Origin of the sequence: Paraniabella hibiscisoli (genome assembly GCF_022512515.1) — a bacterium.
Lineage (GTDB): Bacteria > Bacteroidota > Bacteroidia > Chitinophagales > Chitinophagaceae > Niabella > Niabella hibiscisoli.
Genome location: NZ_JAKWBK010000001.1, coordinates 379807 through 403824, shown reverse-complemented (window position 1 = coordinate 403824; position 24018 = coordinate 379807). Strand labels below are relative to the sequence as shown.

Genomic DNA, 24018 nt, shown 5'->3' with positions numbered 1-24018 from the left:
GTAGTCTACTGCAATGGAGTTGTCAAAAAAAATAGTACTGGCGAGAAAGAAGCAAGGGCTTACCCAGGAGGATCTGGCGGGTCTTGCCCATGTAACCGTTCGAACCATTCAAAGAATTGAGAATGGTGAAAGTATTCCCAGGGCATTTACTATAAAGGCTTTGGCCCAGGCACTGGAAACAAGTTTTGAAGAGCTGATAAATGAAACGGAGAATGAGGGTTTGGAAGACAAACCAGGTTTGCCTGAAAGTGTGGTTGCCGGTAATGAAAAGCATTTTTTACAAAACCTTTGCCTATCCTGCTTCAGTTACCTGGTCATTCCATTCGTACACTTTTTAATTCCTGTTTACCTTTTGAGAAAGCATGGACTTAGTCATCCTGAAACTGTAGCAGCTGCGCGAACCATTATCCGGCAACAAATTTACTGGATCATTTCACTTCATGCATTAATGTTGCTAACGCTCGGTTATAACTTGCTTGTGGCCGCTCATTTCAATAAGACATATTTGATAAGTTATTTACTGCCATTCTTTGCAATGTACCTGCTCAATGCTTTTATTATTGTGGCAACGCTCCAACAGATCAATCAACTGAAATTAGCCTCTGTAAAATGTTGATTACTATTGAGTGTCGGGTAAATGTCGGGTAAATGCCGGTTTGTTGACCGTTACTTCATTTTAGGTTTGCATGCAAAAAATACCAATTAAAATGAAGTTATTAAACTTACTACCCATTATTATTGCTTTTGTTATTTTTCCTATCTGCAGCCTTTGGGCTCAATCCGCATCGGTTGGATCATTAGTATTGCCTTCGGGGCTATCTACTATTTCTTTTGAGTGGCAGGGCGATTCCGTTCATTCTAAATGGGAAGCGTACACAGCTATGCTCATTCCGGTAAGATTAAGAAATTGCCCACGCATATTTTATATGCAATTCGATTTGGGCGCTCCTTCTTCAATATTTTATAAAAATAAACTCGATGCTATCCGGCTGAAATACCCGGATGCAGTCCCCTTGACAGAAAATGACAACAGGATCGGGGAGTATAATTTTTGGATAGGTCAAACACCGGCTACGGCCTGTAAAATCCTGGTACAACAATTTGATAATGCTGCTGCAGATTGGAGGGAGGGGCGCAAAGAAATAATCGGAACAATTGGGGCCGACCTGATAGATTATCGGGTTGTAGTTCTTGATTATCCGGATAAAAAGATCCACCTTTTATCGTCGGTTACTCATAGGCTAAAACAAAAGATGTTTTTTTTTCAAACTTCACCTACGTGAATAAAAGTGTATTGTTGCCCGCAAAAATAAACGCAAAAGAAACCCTTTTGTTTTTCGATACGGGATCAAGCATGTTTGAACTGCTAACCAACAAAGAAACTTGTTTACAATTAGCTGAGTCCGGAGCAAAACCGATGCAGCATCAGGTAAAATCATGGGACAGGACCTTAACTGCTAATACTTATCCATCTACAGCTTGCATCAATATAGTCGGTACAAAACTTTCTCTGCAGTCTGTAACTTATATGGAAGGTGCCAGCACCTCACAGGTAGAGCGGATGCTAAAAGCGGGGATAGGCGGCATGACGGGAAATAAATTGTTTTTACACCAGGTTTTGATACTCGATACAAAAAATCAACAGTTTGGTATTTTGTCGTCGTTAAAGAAAAGCGATTTAAAGTAACAGAGATGTAAAACAAAAAATCTGCAACGCTTACATGTTGCAGGTTTTTCAGTTATACTTTGTAGTTGCCGGTGGAAAAAGCTCAGTTCTTCGGTAGTATGTAAGTTGTGGTGGTGGTGTACCCGTACATCCCACATCTAATATCCAGATATCTTCCTCCTATCCTTTATTCGCCAACTGCCCGCATGCGGCATCAATATCTTTTCCGCGGCTACGGCGTAAACGTACATTTACCCTGTTTTTTTCGAGATGCTTCATAAACGCCTCCACCTTTTCTTCGGAGGGTTTGGTAAACTGGGCAAATTCGATAGGATTGTATTCGATTAGGTTAATCAGATCCGATGGTACCTGTCTATAGATCTTGATCAGGTCGTCCGCATCCTGTATGGAGTCGTTAAAATTATTAAAGAGGATATACTCGAAAGTAATTTCGTTCTTGGTTTGTTTGTAAAAATAGTTCAGCGCTTCTATCAGCGATTTGATATTATTACTGTCATTAATAGGCATGATCTCATGCCGCTTTTTATCGGTCGGCGCATGCAAGGATAAAGCCAGTTTAAACCTTACTTTGTCATCACCCAATTGTTTGATTTGTTTAGCAACGCCGGCAGTAGAAACAGTAATACGTCTCGGGCTCATTCCTAATCCCTCAGGCGATGTGATCTTTTCGATGGCTTTCAATACATTTTTGTAATTCAACAAAGGCTCACCCATACCCATAAAAACGATATTGGTAAGTTTCTTGTCGTAAACCTCCAAAGATTGTTGATTGATCAGCGCAACTTCGTCAAAAATCTCATCAAAATTCAGGTTGCGCTTCCGGTCTATATAACCCGTAGCGCAGAACTTACAGCTAAGGCTACACCCTATTTGAGAACTTACGCAGGCGGTTTTCCGCTCTTCTGTAGGTATCAACACACCTTCGGTAAGGTGACCTTCAACGGTCTTGAACCTCGATTTGATGGTACCGTCTTCCGAGTGCTGAACGGTATCTACGGTTATAGAAGGGAAGGTGAAATTATTAGTCAGTTTCTCACGTAAATCCTTGCTAATGTTTGTCATTGCATCAAAATGCTGCACGGGTTTCAACCAAAGCCATTCGAAAATCTGCTTTGCCCTGAATTTTTTTCACCAATAGATAATAGGTAGTTTTCGAGGTCTGAGAGCGTCAGATCTCTGATATTCTGTTTTCCTGCCATTTTGCAAAGATACCCAATGTTGCACTTTTGAAATAATTATTGTAAAACAACACCCAGTCTGCATTCAAAAATCTGCTCTTAGAAAGCCAGTGCAGCGGTTTTGCGGCTTAGGGCTTCCTAAATACTTAAAACTCAAAGATAAATCCTATCGCAGGTACAATATTGGCCGATCGATCGTTTAGGATAACAGGGATGGCATTGCTTCCGTTAGGGGCTATCGGTTGCCCGTCGGTAGTGGCAAAGCCGGTGTTATCTGCATTGCGTTGAAAAGTATAATCTGGCAGGCCGGGCGTTTTATACAACAACACGTTCTGAAATCTATAAAAAGATCCAGGCTGGTCTTTTTGAAATAATATCTTTTATCAATTCTCAGGTCCAGCTGCTGGAAGAATGGCAGCCTTTCGGAATTGAGCTGGCTGTAATCAGGGGTGCCCCTGCCGGTTGTCAGGTAAGCGGCTTGCGAAGCAGTCATGTCAAACGGAGTGTAAGGCTGTCCTCCTGCGATCCGATACTTAACGCCTATATCCCAGTTGCGTTTAAATTTGTAACCCAGCGTGGAAGCAACGATATAGCCCAGGTCCCAGGTAGAGCGGATAAAGCGGTTGTCGCTGCCCGAAAATTCTGACCGGTACAGAGTCGCACTCACTACGTAAAACAGGTTGTTCACCAGTTTCTGTTGCGCGTAGGCTTCTACACCATACACTCTTCCTTTACCCGATGAGCGATACACGTCATTGCCGATAGCGGAAAAATCAGTACCGATATTGGCGATGGAAATACCGGTTGTTGCCGATACCGGGTAGTTGTTGTAGTTTTTATAAAACCCTTCCAGTGTAAACCGGAAATCATTTCGCGGTATAAACTGGATGCCCGCTGTATAGTGTATAGATTGAATATACTCCAGGTCTTTATTCACTAAGGCTCCTGATGCATTTCTATAACCGAGGCTTGTATAAACAGGAATTTTATAATAGCTACCCGCTGAAGCTGATAGGTTCCAGCTATCGGATAAGTAATAGGCAAGTGATAATCGGGGCGATAATGTTTTCAGCGGATTCATGCCGGTTGTGGTGAAGCTATTTACATCAGACCGAACACCAGCCGAAAGCAGCAGCCGGTCTTCAAAAAAGCGCTTGCTTACATGCCCATAAGCGCCAAGTTTGAAGAAATCAATATCGGTTTGGCTGCTAATGGTGGTGGGTTGTGTGGCATTATCAGCATCAGCAGGCAGTATATTAAACAGGTCGGCATTATATTTTACGTACTGTCCGCCCAGGCCATAAGCATACTTCCAGCCATTTTTGAACTTATTTACATCCAGGCGCAGCTTGTTTTCTGCTTCCCGGCTGTTCAGATCGTAAAGCAAGGCACCCGACTCTGTTGCATTGTTCTCATACCGGCGCAAGCCATTAGAGAACATATTTCTGCTTAAGGCCAGGGTATAAAATCCATTATTGACCAGCCTTTTCAAAGTAGCTCCCACAGTATAATTCCATTGATTGATCAATGGGTTGGCTCTGAGTGTATATTCGGTATTGGCATCTGAATTGGAAGGTGCTTCCAGTTTAAAGCGGTCAATAGCACCAATACCAATAAAATTAAGTTCGGTTTTTTTGTTGATCTTATGATTCACTTTGTATTGGAAGTCCCAGTAGTCGGGCCTTATAGGAAGGTCAAGCAGGGTGAAAAGGTACTTTAGATAAGATCTGCGGGCAGAAGCCAGGTAGGTGGTTTTAGGGCCAGCAGGACCCTCCAGTGTAGCGGCAAATTCGCTCCCGGAAAGCCTGAGGTTGCCGCCCGTTTTTTCAGGGTTACCATTTCTTTGTTTAATCACAAAGGTGGATGCCAGCGCATTGTCATACTTACTGTCGAATGCCGATGAGGTTAATTGTATGTCGTCTACAAAAGATACGTTAATGATACCCGTAGCACCGCCACTGGCGCCCTGGGTTTGAAAATGGTTCAACACGGGTATTTCAATGCCATCAAGGTAATACACATTTTCAGCCGGGCCGCCGCCGCGTACAATAATATCATTCCGGCTAGGGGTGGTACCGCCGCCCACACCAGGTAATACCTGTATCACTTTCGAAAGGTCAAAATTTCCTCCGGGGTTTACCTTAATTTCTTCTGAAGTAAGTCTTTGGGTGGATAGCGGTGTGATCATATTGGTGGCCATTACCGATTTACCGGTCTTTACCGTCACCCCTTCAAGCAGCTTTGAGCTTTCCTGTAATTCCAGTTCAATAATGGTAGCATTACCTGAGCTTACCGTAATATTATACTGGTAGAGCGCATCATAATTTACAGAGGTGGCTTTAATTGCATAATTGCCTACACGCGTGTTGATTGAAAAGAAACCTTTGCTATCGCTTACAGCGGTGACCGTATCGGGGCCTTCAGCAACAATAGTTACACCGGTTAAAAGCTCCTGGGTGTTTTTGTTTTTTACTATACCATTGATGTTTCCCGTGGTTTGAGAAAAGGCTCTCGAATAGCATAAAAATAGTATTAAAACATACAATATCGGCTTAGGCATTGGTTTTTTAGTACAAAAAACACAATTTAAATGAGATAGCAATAAATTTTAAGTAATTTTGGAACAAAAACATACATTTTGATGAACAGTATTCAACTTTTAAAGGTGCTATTAGAAAAGTTGGAAGCGTATGAATCGACAGTGGCTGACAAAGAAGCGCTTACCCTGGCAGGAATGATTGACTCAATTAACGAAAAGCAGGACTTAACTGAGTTGAAAAACAGTTTTATAAGTGCGGAATCCGGTCCTTTTATTACAGAAGGAAAAACGTATCCTGATAATATAGAGCGGGTGATAGCCCAGCATTTTTTGTTTTTATATCGCTATATCAAATTTTACGCAAAAACGGCGCTGGCAGGTACAACGATCAATACAATTGAGGAATTCGGTATGCTGGCCACAGCTATGCAGCAGCATGCTATCTCTAAAACTGAGTTGATAAGAAAAAATGTTATAGAGAAAAGCAGTGGGATTGAAATTGTAAAACGCTTAATAAAAGCAGGTTATATGACACAATCGGACAATCCGGATGATCATCGCAGCCAACTGATGACGATAACTCCTAACGGTAGACAAGCCCTTTTTAGCGCTTTTCAAAAAATGGATGTATTAGGGATTATTGCTGCCGGGAATTTAGCGGATGCCGAAAAATACCAGCTGGCAAACCTCCTTAAAAAGCTGGATCAGTTTCATTTCGACAACTATAACAACAAGCAATTACACTCGTTGGAGGATTATATGCCCGACTGTAACAGGGATTACAACTCAGAAAGAAATTAATTGCGTTCCCTGGGGAAAGAGGATTGACAATTTGTAATGGCGCTTATCTTTGCGCCCGTGAAATAAGGCCTGTACAGCGTTTTAGCGGGCTGCTTACATTGATTAAAAGTAATAACGGAGGAAGGATGAATATTTTGATGGTATGTCTCGGAAATATCTGCCGAAGTCCTTTGGCTGAAGGCATTTTGCAGCACAGGGTAGACCAGGCCGGTTTAAACTGGAGGGTGGATAGTGCGGGAACCAATGGCTATCATACGGGTGAGGCCCCACATCAGCTTTCTCAAAAAGTAGCAAAAGCGAGAGGGTTGGATATTAGCGGGCAATGCTCCCGCAGGTTTATTGCAGCCGATTTTGAAAAATACGACAAGATCTATGCAATGGCCGAGGACGTAGTAGATGAAATAAAATGGATCGCCAAGGGGAAATTCGATGCATCAAAAGTGGAGTTATTAATGAACGAAATTTATCCCGGCGAAAACAGGGATGTGCCCGATCCATGGTATGGTCCCGAACCCGGCTATCATGATGTATACGATATGATTGACAGTGCCTGCGAGGCGATAATAGAGAAATATAGAAAATAGCTAATAGACCATGGTCAATGGACCATCGACAATCGACAAAAAAATGAAACCAACAATACCACAGGGAACGCGAGATTTTGGAGCGGATACGGTAAGAAGACGTAATTATATTTTCAATACCATTCGTACTGTTTTTGAGTTATATGGCTTTCAGCCGCTGGAAACACCGCCATGGAAAACCTCGAAACTTTAATGGGGAAGTATGGAGAAGAAGGCGATAAGCTGATCTTTAAAATATTAAATAACGGATTAGATAATGAAGCCAAGGCGGAGAAGATCCAGGCAGGGTTTGCTAAAATTACTGAAGGTAAATCCAGTAAAGATATCACGGAAAGAGCGCTGCGTTATGACTTAACCATCCCTTTCGCCCGCTATGTGGCCATGAACCATCAGCAGTTGCCCATGCCTTTTAAACGTTACCAGATGCAACCGGTATGGCGGGCAGACCGCCCTCAGAAAGGCCGTTACCGCGAGTTTTACCAATGCGATGCCGATGTGGTGGGTAGTAAATCTTTACTGAACGAGTTAGAGCTGGTAAATATATACGCTACGGTGTTTCAAAAGCTGAAAGTGGAGGTAGAGATCAGGATTAACAACCGGAAAGTATTGGCTGCCCTTGCAGATATTTGTGGTGGCGCTGAAAAAATGATCGATATTACCATTGCCATCGATAAACTGGATAAGATCGGTATAGAAAAAGTAAAAGAAGAATTATCAGGCCGGGGTTTAAATGAAGCGCAGATTCAGACCATCGAATCTTTTTTAAATATTAGCGGTAGCAACGAAGAAAAATTACAACAACTAAAAGCCATTTTCGCCCAAAACGAAACCGGCTTAAAGGGTGTTGAAGAACTGGAGTACATTATTTCCCATTCACCACTCGCTATTCCCTATTCACCCCTAATTGATCTTACACTTGCCCGGGGCCTGAACTATTACACCGGAACTATCTTCGAGGTAAAAGCCAACGGCGTACAAATAGGTAGCATTGGCGGCGGAGGCCGTTATGATGATCTGACCGGTTTATTTGGCGTACCGAATGTTCCGGGAGTAGGTATTTCATTTGGGGTCGATCGTATTTATGATGTAATGAGCGAGCTGGATCTTTTCCCAAAAGAAGTAGCAACCGGAACGAAGCTCTTATTCTTCAATTTAGGCGAAGCTGAAGTTGCCAAAGCAATAGAACTGGCTCAAGCACTGCGTAATGAGGGTATTGCCTGTGAAGTGTTTCACGAGAACAGCAAATTTGATAAGCAGTTTAAATATGCTGAGAAAAAGGCCATTCCTTATATAGCGGCGCTGGGAAGCAAGGAATTAGAACAGGGTGTAGTAAATGTCAAAAACCTGGCAACGGGAAAGCAGCAACAGGTGAATTTTAATGATCTGTTGCATTTTAGCTGGTAATAATGGAGGCTATACCGGAAGATGCAGGGATGTTATTGTTAGTAGCAGCCATTGATGCCCTTAGCACTGTAGATAAACTGATTGCGACACCCGCCTGACCGGGCGGCAGGCAAGGAAAATGCCATCTATTCTGTTGCTGGTATCTTTACTGACCATTTAATTGCAGCGTTATTTCAACATGCTCACCATCTGGTATCCGCCGGCATTCTACATCTTAAACCGGGTTAACAGATTTTTGTATACTCAAAATCAGTCTCTAAAACCGTAATTCAGATTTTTTAAAGTAATTTCCTCCATCGTCCGTTTACTATTTTAATGGCGGACGGAATAGCGATAATGGCCGAAGACAAAAAGCAGAATATTGTGGATACTGTGAGAAATTACAGTAAGCGGCTTTTTGGCTTCATACGCGGAAAGGTAAATACCGATGCCGATGCCGAAGATATTCTGCAGGATGTATGGTACCAGTTTACCAATACGTCAACCACTCAAACTATCGAAGAGGTAAGCGGATGGTTATTTGCCGTGGCCCGCAATAAGATCACCGACAGGTATAGAAAAAGAAGCCCGATAACTTATTGAAGATTACCAGTACGAAGGGGAGGACGGCGATGTGTATTTTAAGGATATTTTACTGGCTATTAATGATAACCCCGAACTCGAAGATTTTAAGGAGCTTTTTTGGGAGTCTTTATTTGAGGCCCTGGAAGAGCTACCGGTAGCGCAGCGGGAAGCCTTTGTGTTGAATGAGCTGGAGGATATGACCTTGCAGGAAATAGCCGATAAAAGTGGTGAAAGCATTAAGACTGTGATCAGCCGTAAGCGTTATGCGGTACAACATTTGCGTAAACGATTGCAGTATTTGTACAACGAGTTAAGTAATTTATAAAAGATATTTTATGAGCATGAGAAGAAAATGTGGGCGGCCGCCGGTTATACTGATGGTACTCTGTGGCGCAGCGGCTGTCTTTTTATTTAGCGCCATTGTAATGCTGCTTTGGAATGCAGTATTACCCGATGTACTTCCTGTAAGGCCGGTGAATTACTGGCAGGCGATGGGTATACTGGTGCTGAGTAAAATATTATTCAGTGGATTTGGTGGCGGCGGTCGTAAAAAATTCGGATCCCGGGGTGAACTGAGAGACAAGTATCGAAATATGGGTGAGGAAGAGCGGCAAAAATTTAGGGAAGCCTGGAAGCGCCGATGCGGGATGCATTCTTAAATAATTAAAGCGAAATAGTAGCAATGCGAAGGGAGTTTTCTCTTCGCATTTTTATTTGGGGGTAATAGTGCAAAAGCTCTTTTAACGTAAGTGATAATTTACAATAATGGCTAACCGGCATTACAGGTGCTTTCACCGGCAAAAAGCCAAAACCTGCAGCAAAAGCGGTTTTTTCTAAAGTAATTTACGATCAAGGGACGTTATTCTATAGGTAAACAATTAAAAAAAATAGTTATGAACAGATCAATTGTAAAACCCATAATAGGAGGCGTCCTTATTGGAGCCGCTTTATTTTTTATACCCTTCTTCGTGTTGCGGGTAGCTGTATTGGTACTCATTGTAGGCTTATTATTCCGTTTGTTCGGGCGTGGGTCCTGGGGGCCGGGAAGCAGGCGCCATGAGCGTTTTACCCGCTTTGCTGACAAGGTAAGAAACATGACGGATGAGGAGTATGCCCAGTTCAAAGAACGTTTTCAATATGGTTGCGGAGGCCGTGATCGTAAAGCAGCTGCAACTCAATCCATTTAATAACCTTTAAAAAACAAGCAATGAACAGAAGAAAAAGTATTTGGATCGGTTTGACGGCTGCCGTAATAACGTTTGGAAGTTTTTATGCATTTGCGGGAGAGAAATATTTTGCAAAGCGCCATAACGGGAGGTTTTGCAGTGAACATCGTAGTAAGCAGATGCATGGGGAAGAATGGTATAAGGACGGTGAGCGGCCGGCCATAAAAAAGTGAAACCAGGGATTAGTGCCCGGTTCGAAAAAGAGAAGGGCTGTACAGGGCGTTTGCCGGTACAGCCCTTTTATAATTCATTACTATGCAGAAAAGGTAATTGTTTCGCCGTCCCTGATCATAATAACTTTATGAGCCAGGCCAATAAATAAACCATGTTCTACTATGCCCACAATTTTGTTCAGCTGCTCATCTAACACCGCCGGGTGTTCAATCAATCCAAAGTCGGCATCAATGATCAGGTTACCCTGGTCGGTGATATAGTCCTTGCCTTCTTTTGTACGTACCAGCCCGATGCCGCCAATTGCGGTTAACTGCCGCATTACATAGCTGCAGGCCATAGGGATCACCTCAATCGGTACTTTAAACTTTCCCAGCTGGTGTACCATTTTGGAGCTGTCAGTGATGATGATCTGTTTCTTAGTGATAGAGGCCACAATCTTCTCTCTTAAAAGTGCGCCGCCTCCTCCTTTGATCAGTTCGAGGTTTTGGGTGAACTCATCAGCTCCATCGATCGTCACGTCAATCGAATCAATGCTGTTAATATCTACCATAGGAATACCTAACTCTATAGACATTTGTTTGGTTTGCTCGGAAGTTGGAACGGTTTTGAGCGTCATACCCTGCCGGATCAGCTCTGCCACAGCATGTATGGCATAATAAGCCGTAGAGCCGGTGCCCAGTCCTATTGTCATGCCGTCTTTAATTTCTTTTACAGCTTCCAGCGCTGCCATTTTCTTTTCGTTGTTTGCGGTATCCATTGTATTCTTTTGTGTAATTGCGATTGGGTATAATGTCTTAATTTTTGTTGAGCACATCTATGATGATAGTACAGGCTTTCCGTATTTCTGCTTCGCTGATCGTTAACGGTGGACAAATACGCAGGCAGTTTGATGCAAACAAAAACCAATCTGTTAACGCACCGGTTTCAATTATTGCATCGATCACTTTTTTATTGGTTTCAAAACTATCAAACTCCACTGCCATTAATAAACCTATATGACGCACCGCTTTTATTTGCTCATGCTGAAGTAGCGACTTGAACAGGTTGCCTTTTTGAGTTGCGCCGTCTGCCATAGCTTCATCAATCAATGCCTGCATGGCCGCCAGTCCTGCAGCACAGCAAACCGGGTGACCGCCAAAAGTAGTGATATGCCCCAGCACCGGGTTGTCTGCCAATTGCATCATTAATTCCTTATCTGCCACAAAAGCACCGAGGGGCATGCCACCGCCTAATGCTTTTCCCAGCAGAACAATATCCGGCACTACTCCAAAATGCTCAAATCCCCAAAGTTTGCCCGTTCTGCCAAAACCTGCCTGTATCTCGTCCAATATTAAAAGGGTTCCTGTTTCGGTACATTTTTTCCGTACTGCTTGCAGCCAGTTTGCTTCAGGCACAATAATGCCTGCTTCCGCCTGTACAGTTTCCAGTATTACACAGGCTGTATTCGTATCGATAGTATCAATGAGCTCCTGGCTGTTATACTGCAAATGCAGGATGCCTGGTAAAAGCGGCCGGTAGGCATTGCGCCAGTATTCGCTGCCGATAATGCTCAAAGCGCCCTGGGTAGATCCATGATAAGAATTTTCGCAGGCAATGATCTGGGTACGGTTGGTAGCCCGTTTGGCTAGCTTCATGGCGCCTTCAACCGCTTCGGCCCCTGAGTTGGTAAAATAAACCGAGTTCAGATTTTCGGGTAAGTGCTGCGCCAGATAATGAGCGTATTGCACCTGTGGCGCTTCTACAAATTCACCATACACCATAATATGCATATAGCTATCCAGCTGCTGATGTATAGCGTTAATAACCTTTGGATGCCTGTGGCCTACATTGGCCACACTAATGCCCCCGATAAGATCAATGTATTCTTTATCATTTACATCGCGCAAGATGGCGCCTTCTGCTTTCGTGATTTCTAATGCCAGTGGCGCTGTAGAAGTTTGCGCTACATGGCGCAAAAATAGTTCCCGTTGATTCATGCGGGGCGAAGTTAAGAAAGGGAAGAGAATTCTACGATTCAGTGAGTTTTACTTATTATAATATAATCTTAGATTATAGATGGCTATTTAACCGCCAGGGCTTTTAAATAACAACAACGCTGCTCTCGTTCAGAACCTGCCGCCCTTGCGTCCTGGCGGTAAGAGGCTGCGTAAAAATGCATAGATGCTCTCAGATCGATAATTTTCCGCATCTCGTAAACTCCCTGCTTCATACTAGACCTACTTTTGCGGCCACAAAACCAAATTAATGAAAAAATTGATGGTATTCCGCGTGTTAGCAGTTGTTATCTGCACTATGCTTTGCTTAAATGTATTGGGCCAGGAAAAATTTGGAGCTATTGCAGGTATGGTTAAAACTTCCGACGACCGGCCAGCCGCCAATGTAAGTGTAGTGATTAAAAATACAAAGCAGGGTACCGCTACAGATAACGAAGGTGGTTTTGAATTTGCAAGACTGAAGCCGGGTGTTTATACATTACAGGTTACGTTATTGGGCTACGAAAGCAAAGAGCAGGAGGTGAGTGTAGCTTCGGTTCAAACAGCGAAGCCCGTGTTTACTTTGCAGATCAATAGCGCTGAACTGGAAACGGTAATTATAACAGCCGGTAAGAATAAATTCCTGGTAAAGAAAAGCCAGACGGTAGCAAAAATGCCGCTGAGCAACCTGGAAAATCCCCAGGCTTACAGCAGTATATCCAAAGAATTGATCAAAGAGCAGATTACCACCGATTTCAGTAACCTGCTAAAGAATGCACCGGGTATTTTTAAAGTGTCGGCAAATAGGGGTATCAATTCAGACGGAGCTACTTATTACAGTCTTCGTGGTTTCAGAACCGAAGTATCCATGGTTGATGGAGTGCCTACGCAAACAAACGGAGAAATTGATCCCGCTAATGTTGAAAAAGTTGAAGTATTACGCGGTCCATCTGCTACGCTTTATGGCGGTGCGGTGGCTACCTACGGTGGCGTTATCAACCTTATTACCCGTAAGCCCCAGGAAAGTTTCGGAGGTGAAGTTTCTTTTATACACGGTAGTTTTAATCTAAACCGGCTTACAGCCGATGTGTACGGTCCTATCAATAAAGAGAAAAACTTATTGGGCAGGGTGAATGTTGCTTACCAGAATCAGAACAGCTGGCAGGATGCGGGTTTCAGAAAATCTTTCTTTGTGGCCCCTGCCTTGGAGTACCGGGTAAACGAAAGACTGAGGATTAATCTGAATGCAGAGTTGTATACATCGGAGTTTACCACGCCTTCTGCTATTTTTTTAAATCGTACAAGGCCGTTCGTTGCTCATACACCTGAAGAATTAGGATTTAATTTCAAAAGATCTTATACCAATAACGATCTTTCTATGAAAAATCCAACAGCTAATCTAAGGGCTATCTTTAATTACCAGATATCCAGTCAATGGACTTCACAAACCATTCTCTCCAACAATACCCGTCAGTCTGAAGGATACTACCAGTACCAGTTTATACGTAAAGCAACCGATGATAGCCTGGAAAGAAATATCTCTTACCAGAATACCATGAACGCCAATTTAGATATACAGCAGAATTTTGTGGGTGATTTTAAGATAGGGAAGATGCGTAACAGGTTACTGGTAGGACTGGACTATGTAAACCAGCGCATCAAAAATGATAACTCTCCCTATATCGTTTTAGATTTTGTAAATGCCTTAAATCCGACTGACCCTAATTATTCAAAGCTAAACAGGGCGCTTGTTGATGCCAGGCTGGCTGCCAGCACGGCCAGGGGCGTAAGAAATAATACACGTTCCAATATCTATAGCGCTTATGCATCAAATGTGCTGAATATTACGGATAATCTTTTGGCAATGGTAAGCTTGAGGCTGGATCGCTTTGAAGGAAATGGTACTTACGACCTGGCAACTGACACCGTATTAGCTAATTCAAAATATGGTCAAACTGCTTTATCTCCCAAACTAGGGCTGGTATACCAGGTGATTAAGGACCGTCTTTCTGTATTCGGCAATTATATGAATGGCTTCTCCAATGTGGCTCCTGTAACCCAACCTGTACCGGATATTTCAGGGGTTTTAAAACCGCAGCAGGCGAATCAGTGGGAAACAGGTGTGAAGCTGGATATGTTTAGCGGCCGGTTGAACCTTACTGCCAGCTATTACGAAATTGAGGTGACCAATGTGGTACGCGATGAACAATTGGTAAGGGATGGCGCTAATTACAATATCAAGGTACAGGATGGTACGCAGTTTAGCAAAGGCTTTGAGCTGGAGTTGATCGCTAATCCTTTCAGCGGCTTGAACATGGTAGCAGGTTATTCGCATAATAACAGCAAGCTTACTCAATCAGCGGTAGCTGCTACACAGGGCAGAAGACCTCCAAGTGCAGGCCCGGCAGACCTGGCTAATCTTTGGATCAGCTATGGTATACCCAGTGGTAGATTAAAAGGGCTGGGAGCTGGTTTTGGCGGTAACTATATTGGCGATTTCGAAACAGCGAATTCTGCGGTAACCGGTGTTTTCACCATACCGGCTTATACACTGCTCAATGCAACGGTGTTCTATGAAACCAAATCTTTCAGGTTAGGCTTGAAACTGGATAACCTGACGGATGAGCTGTATTTTGCAGGGCAGGGCGTATTGGCACCTCAAATGCCGAGATCGGCAATGGCCAGTATTACCTTGAAGTTTTAAAATTAAAAAGATTGGACGTGCAGCAAAAGAAAGTGACTTTTGTTGTGCCTCTATAAATTCTCTCCCAGCCAATGATATGCTTTTTTCAGGTACTTGCCTGTAAAGGTTAAAATAGTACAAATAAAAAAGGGGACTACGGTGACCCAGGCAATATGTACATAAGAGTCATTAGCCGCATCATATCCAAAGTAAATAACGCTTAGCCAAAGCAGGCATAGTCCTGATATGTGAAATAGTAGTTTTCGGTTTTTCTGTACAATAAACAAGGAAATAATAATGACTATCTTACCCAGGATGGCAGTCAGTCCGACGGCAAAAAAATGGTTTTCTTCGGGCAAAAATGAAAAGTTGGTGTTAGTCTCTTTGGCATTTAAAAATCCGACTATTTCAAGCAGAAAAAAAGGCGCTATTCCATGTCCGCACCAATAAGTATCAAGCCATGTAAAATAATGGTCCCGATTTTTAGTTTTTTGTGAGTAAGCATTTAGCTGTAAAAATACCGATATGTTTTTTTACTTTCTATCTAAGATGATTCCTGGTTAGTCAAGTGGAGGGGGTGCATTTCAAATTTTCGCTTATGCTATAGTTCCTTTTGCAGATCCCTTTGAGCCTGCGGGGAAATCTCTAGAACGATCGCATCAATTCCTCTTTGTTTAAAACAGAATATATCACTGCTACGCAGCTCAGATAGCTGACGAATTATTATGGCAGCTATTAATACGATGCCGCTATGCGGCAATGATCACACAATAATAAAAGCAGCATAGCTGCGATATATCAGTAAAACAATAATCACAAAGGGGGTAGAGCTGCATCGCAGCGATATATTAATGATTCATGCATCCGCCCGAGGAAATCTCTACTATTTCCGAGGCGCTGCACTTCGACGGCATGACTTTAGCGAAAATTTGAAATACACCCAATGGAGGTGAAGCCCGGTTGCTGATTTTCATGTAAGTTTGTTAAGATCAGTACCCGCTATATGAACGAAACACAAACAACAACGATACGAATTGTTACAGCCGCTTCTTTATTCGACGGACATGATGCCGCTATTAATATCATGCGCCGTATTCTTCAAGGTAAAGGTGCGGAGATCATTCACCTGGGGCATAACCGGAGCGTGCATGAAATAGTGGAGTGTGCAATTGAAGAAGATGCACATGCTATAGCTATAACCAGTTACCAGGGCGGACATATTGAGTTCTTCAAATACATGTTTGACATGTTACAGGAGGCTGGTTGTGGACATATAAAAATATTCGGCGGCGGTGGTGGTACTATTTTACCGGTAGAGATCGACGAATTGCATGAGTATGGTATCGAGCATATTTATTCGCCTGATGATGGCCGGCAAATGGGATTGGAGGGTATGATCGAAGACCTGCTGAGTCGGGCACGTAAAACTGATTATTTTAAAGCAGCTGAAAACTGGAATGATACACCCCCTCTGGGCGAAAGCAGAGATGTTCGCCGTATAGCAAGGGCTATAACCAATGCGGAGCTGGGTTTGCCTGTCGAAGGCTTTCCGGTTTCAGAAAATAGGGAGGGTGTTGTGCTTGGTATTACAGGTACCGGCGGTGCAGGTAAATCATCTGTTACAGACGAAATAGTACGTCGCTTTTTGCATCAGTTTCCTGATCAGACCATTGCAGTTATATCGGTTGACCCCTCAAGAAAAAGACGGGTGGCGCTTTACTGGGCGACCGTATCCGTATGAACGCCATTTCACACTCGCGTGCCTATATGCGGTCCATGGCCACCCGTAATGATCATCTTGCTTTAAGCAAGACAGCCCGGGAGGCGATCAGCATTTGTAAAGCGGCGGGCTTTGACCTGGTGATATTGGAAAGCGCAGGCGTGGGACAAAGCGATGCTTCTATTGTGGACTATTGCGACCTGAGCTTATATGTGATGACGCCTGAATACGGCGCCGCGTCTCAACTGGAGAAGATCAATATGCTGGATTATGCTGATCTGATCTGTATCAATAAGTTTGATAAGCCCGGCGCACTGGATGCTTTGCAGGATGTGAAAAAACAATACAGGCGTAATCACCAGTTATGGACTGCAAAAGAGGAGGATATCCCGGTGGTTGGTACAATAGCTTCACAATTCAATGATGCAGGCGTAAATGAATTATTCGATCGCATTGTAAAAGCCATTCAGTCGAAAACCGGAATAGCCTGGAACAGGACTGTTGAACTGCCTGAGGGTAATAGTACAGGGAAAACGCAGATCATCCCCTCAAAGCAGGTGCGCTATCTCTCCGAAGTAACAGAGGCAATACAAGCCTATGATCAATGGGTGGTGTCTCAATCGACCATAGCTTCGCAATTATACCAGCTCGAAGGCGCAGGTCAATTGCTGGAGAATGTAAAGGCAATTATTGACGAAAAAAGCTGGAACTGTTGGCCAATCTGGAGCTGGGAAATAAGCAACTAATAGATGATTGGCCGGAAATAATTAAGGCTTATAGCCAGGATTATTTCGAGTATAAGGTGCGGGATAAAGTGATCCGGCAATCTTTGATCAGTTGGTCTTTAGGCGGTTCGAAGATCAAAAAGATCGCGCTGCCGAAGTATAAGGATTGGGGTGATATTTTAAAATGGCAGTTACAGGAAAACCTGCCCGGTAAATTTCCGTTTACTGCAGGTGTATTTGAATTAAAACGCCAGGGTGAAGACCCAACCCGGATGTTTGCAGGAGAGGGTGGGCCCGAGCGTACCAATAAGCGTTTTCATTATGTAAGCCTCGATCAGCCGGCCAAACGTTTGAGCACTGCCTTTGATAGTGTTACTTTATACGGTGAAGACCCTGCGCATCGGGCAGATATATTTGGGAAAGTGGGTAATAGCGGTGTGAGTATTGCAACCGTAGATGATGCCAAGAAATTATACAGTGGCTTTGATCTTTGTGATGCGGCTACTTCAGTATCCATGACGATTAATGGTCCTGCGCCTATATTGCTGGCCTTCTTTTTAAACGCGGCCATAGATCAGCAATGTGAGAAGTGGTTGGAGAAAAATAGTCAATGGTCAATAGTGAATAGCCGGCTACAGGAGAAGTTTAAGGAGAATGGTCAACCGGTTTATGCCGGTGATCTTCCAAAAGGTAACAGCGGTCTTGGGTTAAAGCTACTAGGTTTACGTGGAGATGAAGTGTTGCCTGCTGATGTTTATGAGAATATAAAAGCGGAAACCTTAAAGCAGGTGCGGGGAACGGTGCAGGCAGATATTTTGAAAGAAGACCAGGCGCAGAATACCTGCATTTTTTCTACAGAATTTGCGCTGAAACTGATGGGCGATGTGCAGGAGTATTTTATTAATAACCAGGTGCGGAATTTTTATAGCGTCAGCATCAGTGGCTATCATATTGCGGAAGCAGGAGCTAATCCTATCACCCAACTGGCTTTTACGCTGGCCAATGGTTTTACTTATGTAGAATATTATTTAAGCCGGGGTATGCATATAGATGATTTTGCGCCTAACCTTTCTTTCTTTTTTAGTAATGGCATGGATCCTGAATATAGTGTGATAGGCCGGGTAGCACGGCGTATATGGGCCAAAGCAATGAAGCAGAAGTATGGGGCTAACGAGCGCTCACAAAAATTAAAATATCATATACAAACATCGGGTAGAAGTTTGCACGCTCAGGAGATTGACTTTAATGATATCCGTACCACTTTACAGGCTCTATACGCTATATATGATAACTGTAATTCTTTGCATACGAATGCTTATGATGAGGCGATTACTACGCCCACTGAAGAGAGTGTGAGAAGAGCTATGGCCATACAGCTGATCATTAACCGTGAATTGGGTAGCGCTAAATCAGAAAACTTTTTGCAGGGAAGTTTTGCCCTGGAAGAACTAACTGATTTGGTTGAAACTGCTGTGCTGACCGAATTTGAGCGCATCAGCGAAAGAGGCGGCGTATTAGAGCGATGGAAAGAATGTATCAGCGCAATAAGATACAGGAAGAAAGCATGCATTATGAAATGCAGAAAAGCAATGGGGAGTTACCGCTGGTGGGGGTCAATACTTTTTAAGTAAGAAAGGAAGCCCAACGATCCTGCCGCAGGAAGTGATCAGGAGCACAACGGAGGAAAAGGAACTGCAGATTGCCAACCTGGAGGCTTTTAAAAAAGAAATCAACAGGAAGGCGCGAAAGCAATACAAAAACTTAAGCAAGTGGCGCTTCAGAATGGTAACCTTTTTGCGGAATTGATGGACTGTGTGAAATTTTGTTCGCTGGGAAAAATTACACATGCTTTATATGAGGTTGGAGGGCAGTATAGGAGGAATATGTAGCCATTTTTCTCCTCGTAATAACAGCTACTTTTGCTTCTATGAAAATTATACCTTTATCGGAAGGCGCATTCACCGTAGATGCCTCAAAGAAATTTATTCCCTTTAAGTTAAGTGAAGACGAAATGGCGGACCGCAACAGAGGCAGCCTTTTAGTGGAAATTCAGCCTTTTGTAGTAATAACCGCTGACGATATCATATTATTGGATACAGGTCTTGGGCTTATCGACGATGACGGCCAGTTTCAATTATATAAAAATCTGCGCGACAATGGCATTAACGCTACTGATGTTACCCAGGTTATTATGAGTCATTTACATAAAGACCATGCAGGCGGACTGATCAATCCTTATACGAGGCAGCTTGCTTTTGAAAATGCCACTTACCATATTCAGCAACAGGAGCTGGATTATGCCCTGGAAATAGGTTCAGCCTCATACAATACTGATTTGCTGGAGTTACTACAGCAGTCCGATAACCTGGTGCTCACGGAGGCTGAAACGGGCTTTATTGCCGATGGAATCAGTTACGAGGTTACCGGCGCCCATTCGAAATTTCACCGCGTAATTTGGCTGAATGAGGGCGGAGAGACGATTTTCTTTGGCGCCGACGATGCCCCCAGCTTTCACAGATGAAAACAAGGTTTGCAGCCAAGTATGACTATGATGGAAAAAAGCTATGCAATTGCGGGAAAAATGGTTGCAGGAAGGGGGTGATTGGCAGTTTTTGTTTTATCATGACATTCAAACACCGGTAAAACGTTTTGGAGAATGAAAAAGTAGCAGATAAAAAAAGGCCTGCCCTAAAAGAGCTGGCCGTTGCTAACCTATGAAAAACACCAGTTGCAAAAATAGGAAATACTATCAGACAAAAAAATTTATTGAAAAAAAGTTTAAACATTAATTTTTCTTCCGTTCCTTATCACGCTCTTTAAGCTCTTCGCGTATCTTACGGCGAAAGTTCTGTTCGCTTGAAAAAAGGCATTGGCCTTTTGTATGCCAATGATGGAGGCCATCTCTTTCCGGGAGTTTATTTTGATGTTTAGAATCTCCTGTTCCCGCTCCAGCGGGTCGGAAAACCGGCCATAAACCTTCTTTCTTTCATTAAGGTATTTTTTAACCAGAGGTCGCATCTGTGCTGCGTCTGAAGGCTTTAGTTCTAGCGTTTTTGACACATATTCAAAGAATACATCATCAACTTTTGAGGGAGGTTTTTGCTGAGCGCATATGCTGGTGCAACACACTAAAAGTGCCGCAAAAACAAGTAATATTTGACGGTATTGGATCATAGCTATCTAAAATAATTCAGTATGGTTAGCGGCAGTTTCGTTTAAAAAACTTTCTAAATCCTGGCTGCTTACTTGTTGAAAAAGTTGATTAATGTCAACGGAATTTTTTTATCGTTGCCTTTAATATTGCCGGTAGCGGCATCCTCCACAAAATCGGTCAGCTCATTAACGCTGATATTACGGATTGCTGGGGTACTGTTGGGTTGATTTTGAATGGCAATTGGACGCGAGTCAGACGATTCCCGGTAATAAATGCCGCTTAAAACGATCAGCCCGGTAATGGTTGCTGCTGCAATCTGTTGCCATTTGGAGGTGAATAGCCTCCTGACAGACGCAGGTGATGTGGTTTTTTTGAGAATGTTTTGCCCGAGATCGTCAAAATAACCATCGGGCACAGTAAACGTTTGCCTTTTACCCTCATTGGTAAATATCATTGGGTCAGCGGCGGCTTCGTCCGAAACTGTTGCAAGAATTTTGTTCTCAAGTTCAGGAAAATAATCCTCCGGAACATGAAATGGTCCATCATGTTGATCATGTTCTTTCATTTGCTGCCGCAATGCCTTTAATATGTCATTGTGCTCATTCATCTCTTACTAAAATAGACCCGCAAGGGTATTAAAAGTTTAATTCATTTACCAGGTAATCCTGCACTTTTTTCGCAGCGTGGTGATAACTGGCCTTCAAGGCTCCTACGCTTACACCTAGTACCTCGCTCATTTCCTGGTAGGGCATGTCGTCAAAATAACGCAGGTTAAAAACCAACTTCTGTTGTTCGGGAAGGGCTTGAATAGCCAATTGTAGTTTCCATTCAACCTTTGACGCATCGAAATAAGAGTCCGCTTTTACTTTCTCTTCCAGGAAACTATATGCTTCTTCGTCCGTTTCAACCTGTTTCTGTTTTTTTATCCGGTTGAGATGGGTGATGCTTTCGTTGGAAGCTATCCGGTATAGCCAGCTGTAGAGTTTACTTTCCTCCCGGAACTGATCCAGCCCTTTCCACATTTTTATGAATACATTTTGCAGTACGTCATCCGCATCCTCATGTATTAAAACCATCCTGCGTATGTGCCAATAGAGCTTCTCCTTGTATTTGTCGATAACCTGGGAAAATGCCTTCTGTTTCGTAACCGGGTCACGAAACAGCAATAAAAGTTCGTCATCAGAAAGAAAGGAGCGCTCCATCAATGAGTTGATAAGACTTTCAAGATAGGGAAAGGTTTAAACTAAAAAAGAAACCCGCGACATGGCGCGGGTTTGCTACTATAATTCGATCACAAATATTAAGCATTTTTTCTTGCCATAACCTTTTCGGCAGCAGCAACAATGTCTGGAATGTCCATGCCATATTTTTTCAGCAACTCCTTAGGTGTTCCGCTTTCGCCAAAAGTATCTTTAGTACCCACATATTCAATAGGTACAGGGAAGTTTTTAGCAGCGCACTGTGCAATAGCATCCCCTAATCCGCCAATAATGTTATGCTCTTCTGCGGTAACCGCACATTTCGTCTTTTTAAGAGAATTGATCACGGCTTCTTCATCTAAAGGCTTGATCGTGTGTATATTGATCACTTCTACGCTAATACCTTTTTCTTCTAACTCAGCTCCTGCCTGTATGGCATTCCATACCAGGTGACCGCAGGCGAAAATAGTTACATCAGTACCTTCAGAGAAATATTGTGCTTTACCGATCTTGAAATCTTCTTCTTTGGTGAAAATAGGCCAGCTTGGACGACCAAAACGCAGATAAACAGGTCCTTCGTATTCTGCAACAGCCTGCGTAGCTGCTTTTGTTTGTGTATAATCGCAAGGTACCACTACCGTCATACCAGGTAACATTTTCATCAAACCAATATCTTCCAGGATCTGGTGGGTAGCGCCATCTTCTCCCAGGGTAACACCGGCGTGAGAAGCGCAGATCTTTACGTTCTTGCCGCTGTAAGCAACAGATTGACGGATCTGATCGTATACCCGGCCTGTACTGAAGTTAGCAAAAGTGGTAGTAAAAGGAATTTTTCCTCCGATGGATAATCCTGAAGCAACCCCGATCATATTGGCTTCGCCAATACCACACTGCACAAATCTTTCGGGAAACTCTTTAACAAACTGGTTCAGTTTCATCGAGCCTAACAAATCGGCGGTGAGGGCTACAATATTTTCGTTTTTACGCGCTGCTTCTACTATACCATCGCCGAAGCCGCTACGGGTATCTTTACTTCCTGTTGATTGAATGTCTTTTAAAGCCATTTCTTTTGGTTTTAACTTTAGTTATCCGGCAAACGTACTGAAAAAAACCATTCCTTTGGGTTAACAACAGATAAAGCTGGAAAGCGTGGGAATGGGCTGTTATGGGGTTAGTATTTGGTCGCACTTTTAATGCAGAAATGAAGCCGTTAAACTTCAGATTAAAAATTCTGTTAATAATGTGCAAATGCCGAAAAATAAAGCGTTTTGTTCATTTGCTTTGTTACTTTCGGGAAATTACTTCACCTTTGCCAACACAATTTTGAATATATAGCAGAATGGGACTTTTCAACTGGTTTACTCAGGAAATAGCAATGGATTTGGGTACCGCAAATACCCTCATTATACATAACGATGAAGTGGCTGTAAATGAGCCAAGTATTGTAGCACTTAACCGCAATAACCCGAAGGAGGTATTGGCGGTTGGTAAACGTGCATTGATGATGCACGAAAAAACGCATGAAAGCATCAGAACGGTTAGACCATTAAAAGATGGTGTGATTGCAGATTTTAATGCGGCCGAATTAATGATACGCGAGCTGATAAAGCTGGTGTATCCTAAAAAACCATTGTTCCCACCCAGCTGGAGAATGATGATCTGTATCCCTTCTTCGATTACGGAAGTAGAAAAGCGCGCGGTTAGAGACAGTGCAGAGCAGGCGGGCGCCAAAGAAGTATACCTGATTCATGAGCCGATGGCTGCTGCCTTAGGTATTGGTATTGATGTGGAGGAACCGGTTGGTAACATGATCATTGATATCGGTGGTGGAACTACAGGTATTACGGTTATTGCATTAGCAGGTATTGTTTGCGACCAGAGTATACGTATTGCGGTGATGAATTTACAGCCGACATTATGGAAGCCTTAAGAAGGTACCATAGCCTTTTAATAGGGGAGCGTACTGCTGAGCAGATCAAGATACAGATTGGTGCTGCTATGAAAGACCTGGACAACCCACCTGATGATATTCCTGTAAACGGGCGTGACCTGGTAACCGGTATCCCTAAACAGATTATGGTAAGCTACCAGGAAGTAGCCGAAGCCCTGGATAAAAGTATTTTTAAAATCGAAGAAGCAATATTAAAAGCGCTTGAGCAAACACCTCCCGAGCTGGCCAGTGATATTTATCGCCGTGGCTTATACCTTACAGGTGGTGGCGCCTTGTTAAGAGGTTTGGATAAAAGATTAAGCCAGAAGATTAAGCTGCCTGTACATATAGCCGATGATCCGCTGAAAAGTGTAGTAAGAGGCACGGGTATTGCGTTGCAGAACTATGACAGGTATCCATTTGTAATGAGATAATTGTGGGTTGATAGGTTATAAGTTTACAGGTTAAATAAGTATG

The 24018-nt window shown here is 43.1% G+C and carries 26 protein-coding genes and 2 pseudogenes; 18 read left to right on the top strand and 10 right to left on the bottom strand.

What is annotated here, in order from left to right; genetic code table 11:
- Positions 1-19 precede the first annotated feature (19 nt).
- The 3 genes from MKP07_RS02530 to MKP07_RS02520 all read left to right on the top strand — a co-directional run bounded on the left by MKP07_RS02530 (position 20) and on the right by MKP07_RS02520 (position 1687).
- Positions 20-616 carry a helix-turn-helix domain-containing protein gene (locus MKP07_RS02530; RefSeq protein WP_240844861.1) on the top strand — a complete coding sequence of 199 codons (597 nt, stop codon included), beginning with the start codon at positions 20-22 and terminating at the stop codon, positions 614-616.
- A 91-nt stretch (positions 617-707) separates the two neighbouring features.
- Positions 708-1283 (top strand): hypothetical protein, encoded by a 576-nt coding sequence (locus MKP07_RS02525; protein ID WP_240844860.1) that lies wholly within the window; start codon positions 708-710, stop codon positions 1281-1283.
- The gene (locus tag MKP07_RS02520; protein WP_240844859.1) at positions 1280-1687 is read left to right on the top strand and encodes a hypothetical protein; all 408 of its coding nucleotides are present in this window, start codon (positions 1280-1282) and stop codon (positions 1685-1687) included. The genes MKP07_RS02525 and MKP07_RS02520 overlap by 4 nt, the downstream gene beginning before the upstream one ends.
- A 159-nt stretch (positions 1688-1846) precedes the next feature.
- Here MKP07_RS02520 and rlmN read toward each other — a convergent pair whose 3' ends face one another.
- On the bottom strand, positions 1847-2767 hold the full coding sequence (gene rlmN / locus MKP07_RS02515) for a 23S rRNA (adenine(2503)-C(2))-methyltransferase RlmN (RefSeq protein WP_240850619.1): 921 nt from the start codon (positions 2765-2767) through the stop codon (positions 1847-1849).
- 333 nt (positions 2768-3100) lie between these two features.
- On the bottom strand, positions 3101-5425 hold the full coding sequence (locus MKP07_RS02510) for a TonB-dependent receptor (protein ID WP_240844858.1): 2325 nt from the start codon (positions 5423-5425) through the stop codon (positions 3101-3103).
- A gap of 81 nt (positions 5426-5506) precedes the next feature.
- On the opposite strand from MKP07_RS02510, the gene MKP07_RS02505 reads away from it, so the two are divergent.
- From MKP07_RS02505 to MKP07_RS02465, 9 genes are all read left to right on the top strand, one after another.
- Positions 5507-6205, top strand: a complete 699-nt coding sequence (locus tag MKP07_RS02505; protein WP_240850618.1) for a MarR family winged helix-turn-helix transcriptional regulator — start codon at positions 5507-5509, stop codon at positions 6203-6205.
- A gap of 23 nt (positions 6206-6228) precedes the next feature.
- Positions 6229-6789 carry a low molecular weight protein-tyrosine-phosphatase gene (locus MKP07_RS02500; RefSeq protein ID WP_240844857.1) on the top strand — a complete coding sequence of 187 codons (561 nt, stop codon included), beginning with the start codon at positions 6229-6231 and terminating at the stop codon, positions 6787-6789.
- Between the two features lie 43 nt (positions 6790-6832).
- Positions 6833-6982, top strand: a complete 150-nt coding sequence (locus tag MKP07_RS02495) for a hypothetical protein (RefSeq protein WP_240844856.1) — start codon at positions 6833-6835, stop codon at positions 6980-6982.
- Positions 6961-8193 (top strand): histidine--tRNA ligase, encoded by a 1233-nt coding sequence (hisS, locus tag MKP07_RS02490; protein ID WP_240844855.1) that lies wholly within the window; start codon positions 6961-6963, stop codon positions 8191-8193. The genes MKP07_RS02495 and hisS overlap by 22 nt, the downstream gene beginning before the upstream one ends.
- Positions 8194-8508: 315 nt before the next feature.
- Entirely contained in the window at positions 8509-8775 is a 267-nt protein-coding gene (locus MKP07_RS02485) for an RNA polymerase sigma factor (RefSeq protein ID WP_240844854.1), read from the top strand.
- Positions 8776-8806: 31 nt separating this feature from the next.
- Positions 8807-9082, top strand: a complete 276-nt coding sequence (locus tag MKP07_RS02480; protein WP_240844853.1) for an RNA polymerase sigma factor — start codon at positions 8807-8809, stop codon at positions 9080-9082.
- A gap of 16 nt (positions 9083-9098) precedes the next feature.
- On the top strand, positions 9099-9416 hold the full coding sequence (locus MKP07_RS02475; protein ID WP_240844852.1) for a hypothetical protein: 318 nt from the start codon (positions 9099-9101) through the stop codon (positions 9414-9416).
- A 234-nt stretch (positions 9417-9650) separates the two neighbouring features.
- Positions 9651-9944 carry a hypothetical protein gene (locus MKP07_RS02470; RefSeq protein WP_240844851.1) on the top strand — a complete coding sequence of 98 codons (294 nt, stop codon included), beginning with the start codon at positions 9651-9653 and terminating at the stop codon, positions 9942-9944.
- Between the two features lie 20 nt (positions 9945-9964).
- The gene (locus tag MKP07_RS02465; protein WP_240844850.1) at positions 9965-10156 is read left to right on the top strand and encodes a hypothetical protein; all 192 of its coding nucleotides are present in this window, start codon (positions 9965-9967) and stop codon (positions 10154-10156) included.
- A gap of 80 nt (positions 10157-10236) precedes the next feature.
- Here the strand turns inward: MKP07_RS02465 and rpiA are convergent, their stop codons facing one another.
- The 3 genes from rpiA to MKP07_RS02450 all read right to left on the bottom strand — a co-directional run bounded on the left by rpiA (position 10237) and on the right by MKP07_RS02450 (position 12366).
- Positions 10237-10914 (bottom strand): ribose-5-phosphate isomerase RpiA, encoded by a 678-nt coding sequence (rpiA, locus tag MKP07_RS02460; protein WP_240844849.1) that lies wholly within the window; start codon positions 10912-10914, stop codon positions 10237-10239.
- A gap of 37 nt (positions 10915-10951) precedes the next feature.
- Positions 10952-12133, bottom strand: a complete 1182-nt coding sequence (locus MKP07_RS02455; RefSeq protein ID WP_240844848.1) for an aspartate aminotransferase family protein — start codon at positions 12131-12133, stop codon at positions 10952-10954.
- A gap of 83 nt (positions 12134-12216) precedes the next feature.
- Positions 12217-12366, bottom strand: a complete 150-nt coding sequence (locus tag MKP07_RS02450) for a hypothetical protein (RefSeq protein WP_240844847.1) — start codon at positions 12364-12366, stop codon at positions 12217-12219.
- A 35-nt stretch (positions 12367-12401) separates the two neighbouring features.
- Here MKP07_RS02450 and MKP07_RS02445 point away from each other — a divergent pair, with 35 nt between their 5' ends.
- A complete protein-coding gene (locus MKP07_RS02445; RefSeq protein WP_240844846.1) occupies positions 12402-14834 on the top strand; it encodes a TonB-dependent receptor in 2433 nt (810 codons plus the stop codon).
- Between the two features lie 50 nt (positions 14835-14884).
- Here MKP07_RS02445 and MKP07_RS02440 read toward each other — a convergent pair whose 3' ends face one another.
- Positions 14885-15172, bottom strand: coding sequence for a hypothetical protein (locus MKP07_RS02440; RefSeq protein ID WP_240844845.1), 288 nt, complete (start codon positions 15170-15172; stop codon positions 14885-14887).
- Between the two features lie 644 nt (positions 15173-15816).
- On the opposite strand from MKP07_RS02440, the gene MKP07_RS43580 reads away from it, so the two are divergent.
- The 4 genes and pseudogenes from MKP07_RS43580 to MKP07_RS02420 all read left to right on the top strand — a co-directional run bounded on the left by MKP07_RS43580 (position 15817) and on the right by MKP07_RS02420 (position 19779).
- The gene (locus MKP07_RS43580; protein WP_240844844.1) at positions 15817-16554 is read left to right on the top strand and encodes a cobalamin-dependent protein; all 738 of its coding nucleotides are present in this window, start codon (positions 15817-15819) and stop codon (positions 16552-16554) included.
- Positions 16551-17279: a hypothetical protein gene (locus MKP07_RS43575; RefSeq protein ID WP_240844843.1), complete on the top strand. Its 729-nt coding sequence runs from the start codon at positions 16551-16553 to the stop codon at positions 17277-17279. The genes MKP07_RS43580 and MKP07_RS43575 overlap by 4 nt, the downstream gene beginning before the upstream one ends.
- Positions 17280-17314: 35 nt before the next feature.
- Positions 17315-19147, top strand: a pseudogene (locus MKP07_RS43570) (methylmalonyl-CoA mutase family protein); the annotation flags it as partial.
- Between the two features lie 38 nt (positions 19148-19185).
- On the top strand, positions 19186-19779 hold the full coding sequence (locus tag MKP07_RS02420; RefSeq protein ID WP_240844841.1) for an MBL fold metallo-hydrolase: 594 nt from the start codon (positions 19186-19188) through the stop codon (positions 19777-19779).
- A 257-nt stretch (positions 19780-20036) separates the two neighbouring features.
- Here the strand turns inward: MKP07_RS02420 and MKP07_RS02415 are convergent, their stop codons facing one another.
- The 4 genes from MKP07_RS02415 to MKP07_RS02400 form a co-directional block, all read right to left on the bottom strand.
- Positions 20037-20318 (bottom strand): hypothetical protein, encoded by a 282-nt coding sequence (locus tag MKP07_RS02415; RefSeq protein WP_240844840.1) that lies wholly within the window; start codon positions 20316-20318, stop codon positions 20037-20039.
- Between the two features lie 182 nt (positions 20319-20500).
- On the bottom strand, positions 20501-21019 hold the full coding sequence (locus tag MKP07_RS02410; RefSeq protein ID WP_240844839.1) for a hypothetical protein: 519 nt from the start codon (positions 21017-21019) through the stop codon (positions 20501-20503).
- Positions 21020-21047: 28 nt separating this feature from the next.
- A complete protein-coding gene (locus MKP07_RS02405; protein WP_240850617.1) occupies positions 21048-21614 on the bottom strand; it encodes an RNA polymerase sigma factor in 567 nt (188 codons plus the stop codon).
- 98 nt (positions 21615-21712) lie between these two features.
- Positions 21713-22675, bottom strand: coding sequence for a transketolase family protein (locus MKP07_RS02400; RefSeq protein WP_240844838.1), 963 nt, complete (start codon positions 22673-22675; stop codon positions 21713-21715).
- A 275-nt stretch (positions 22676-22950) separates the two neighbouring features.
- On the opposite strand from MKP07_RS02400, the pseudogene MKP07_RS41985 reads away from it, so the two are divergent.
- Positions 22951-23975 (top strand): annotated as a pseudogene (locus MKP07_RS41985) (rod shape-determining protein).
- Positions 23976-24018: the final 43 nt, after the last annotated feature.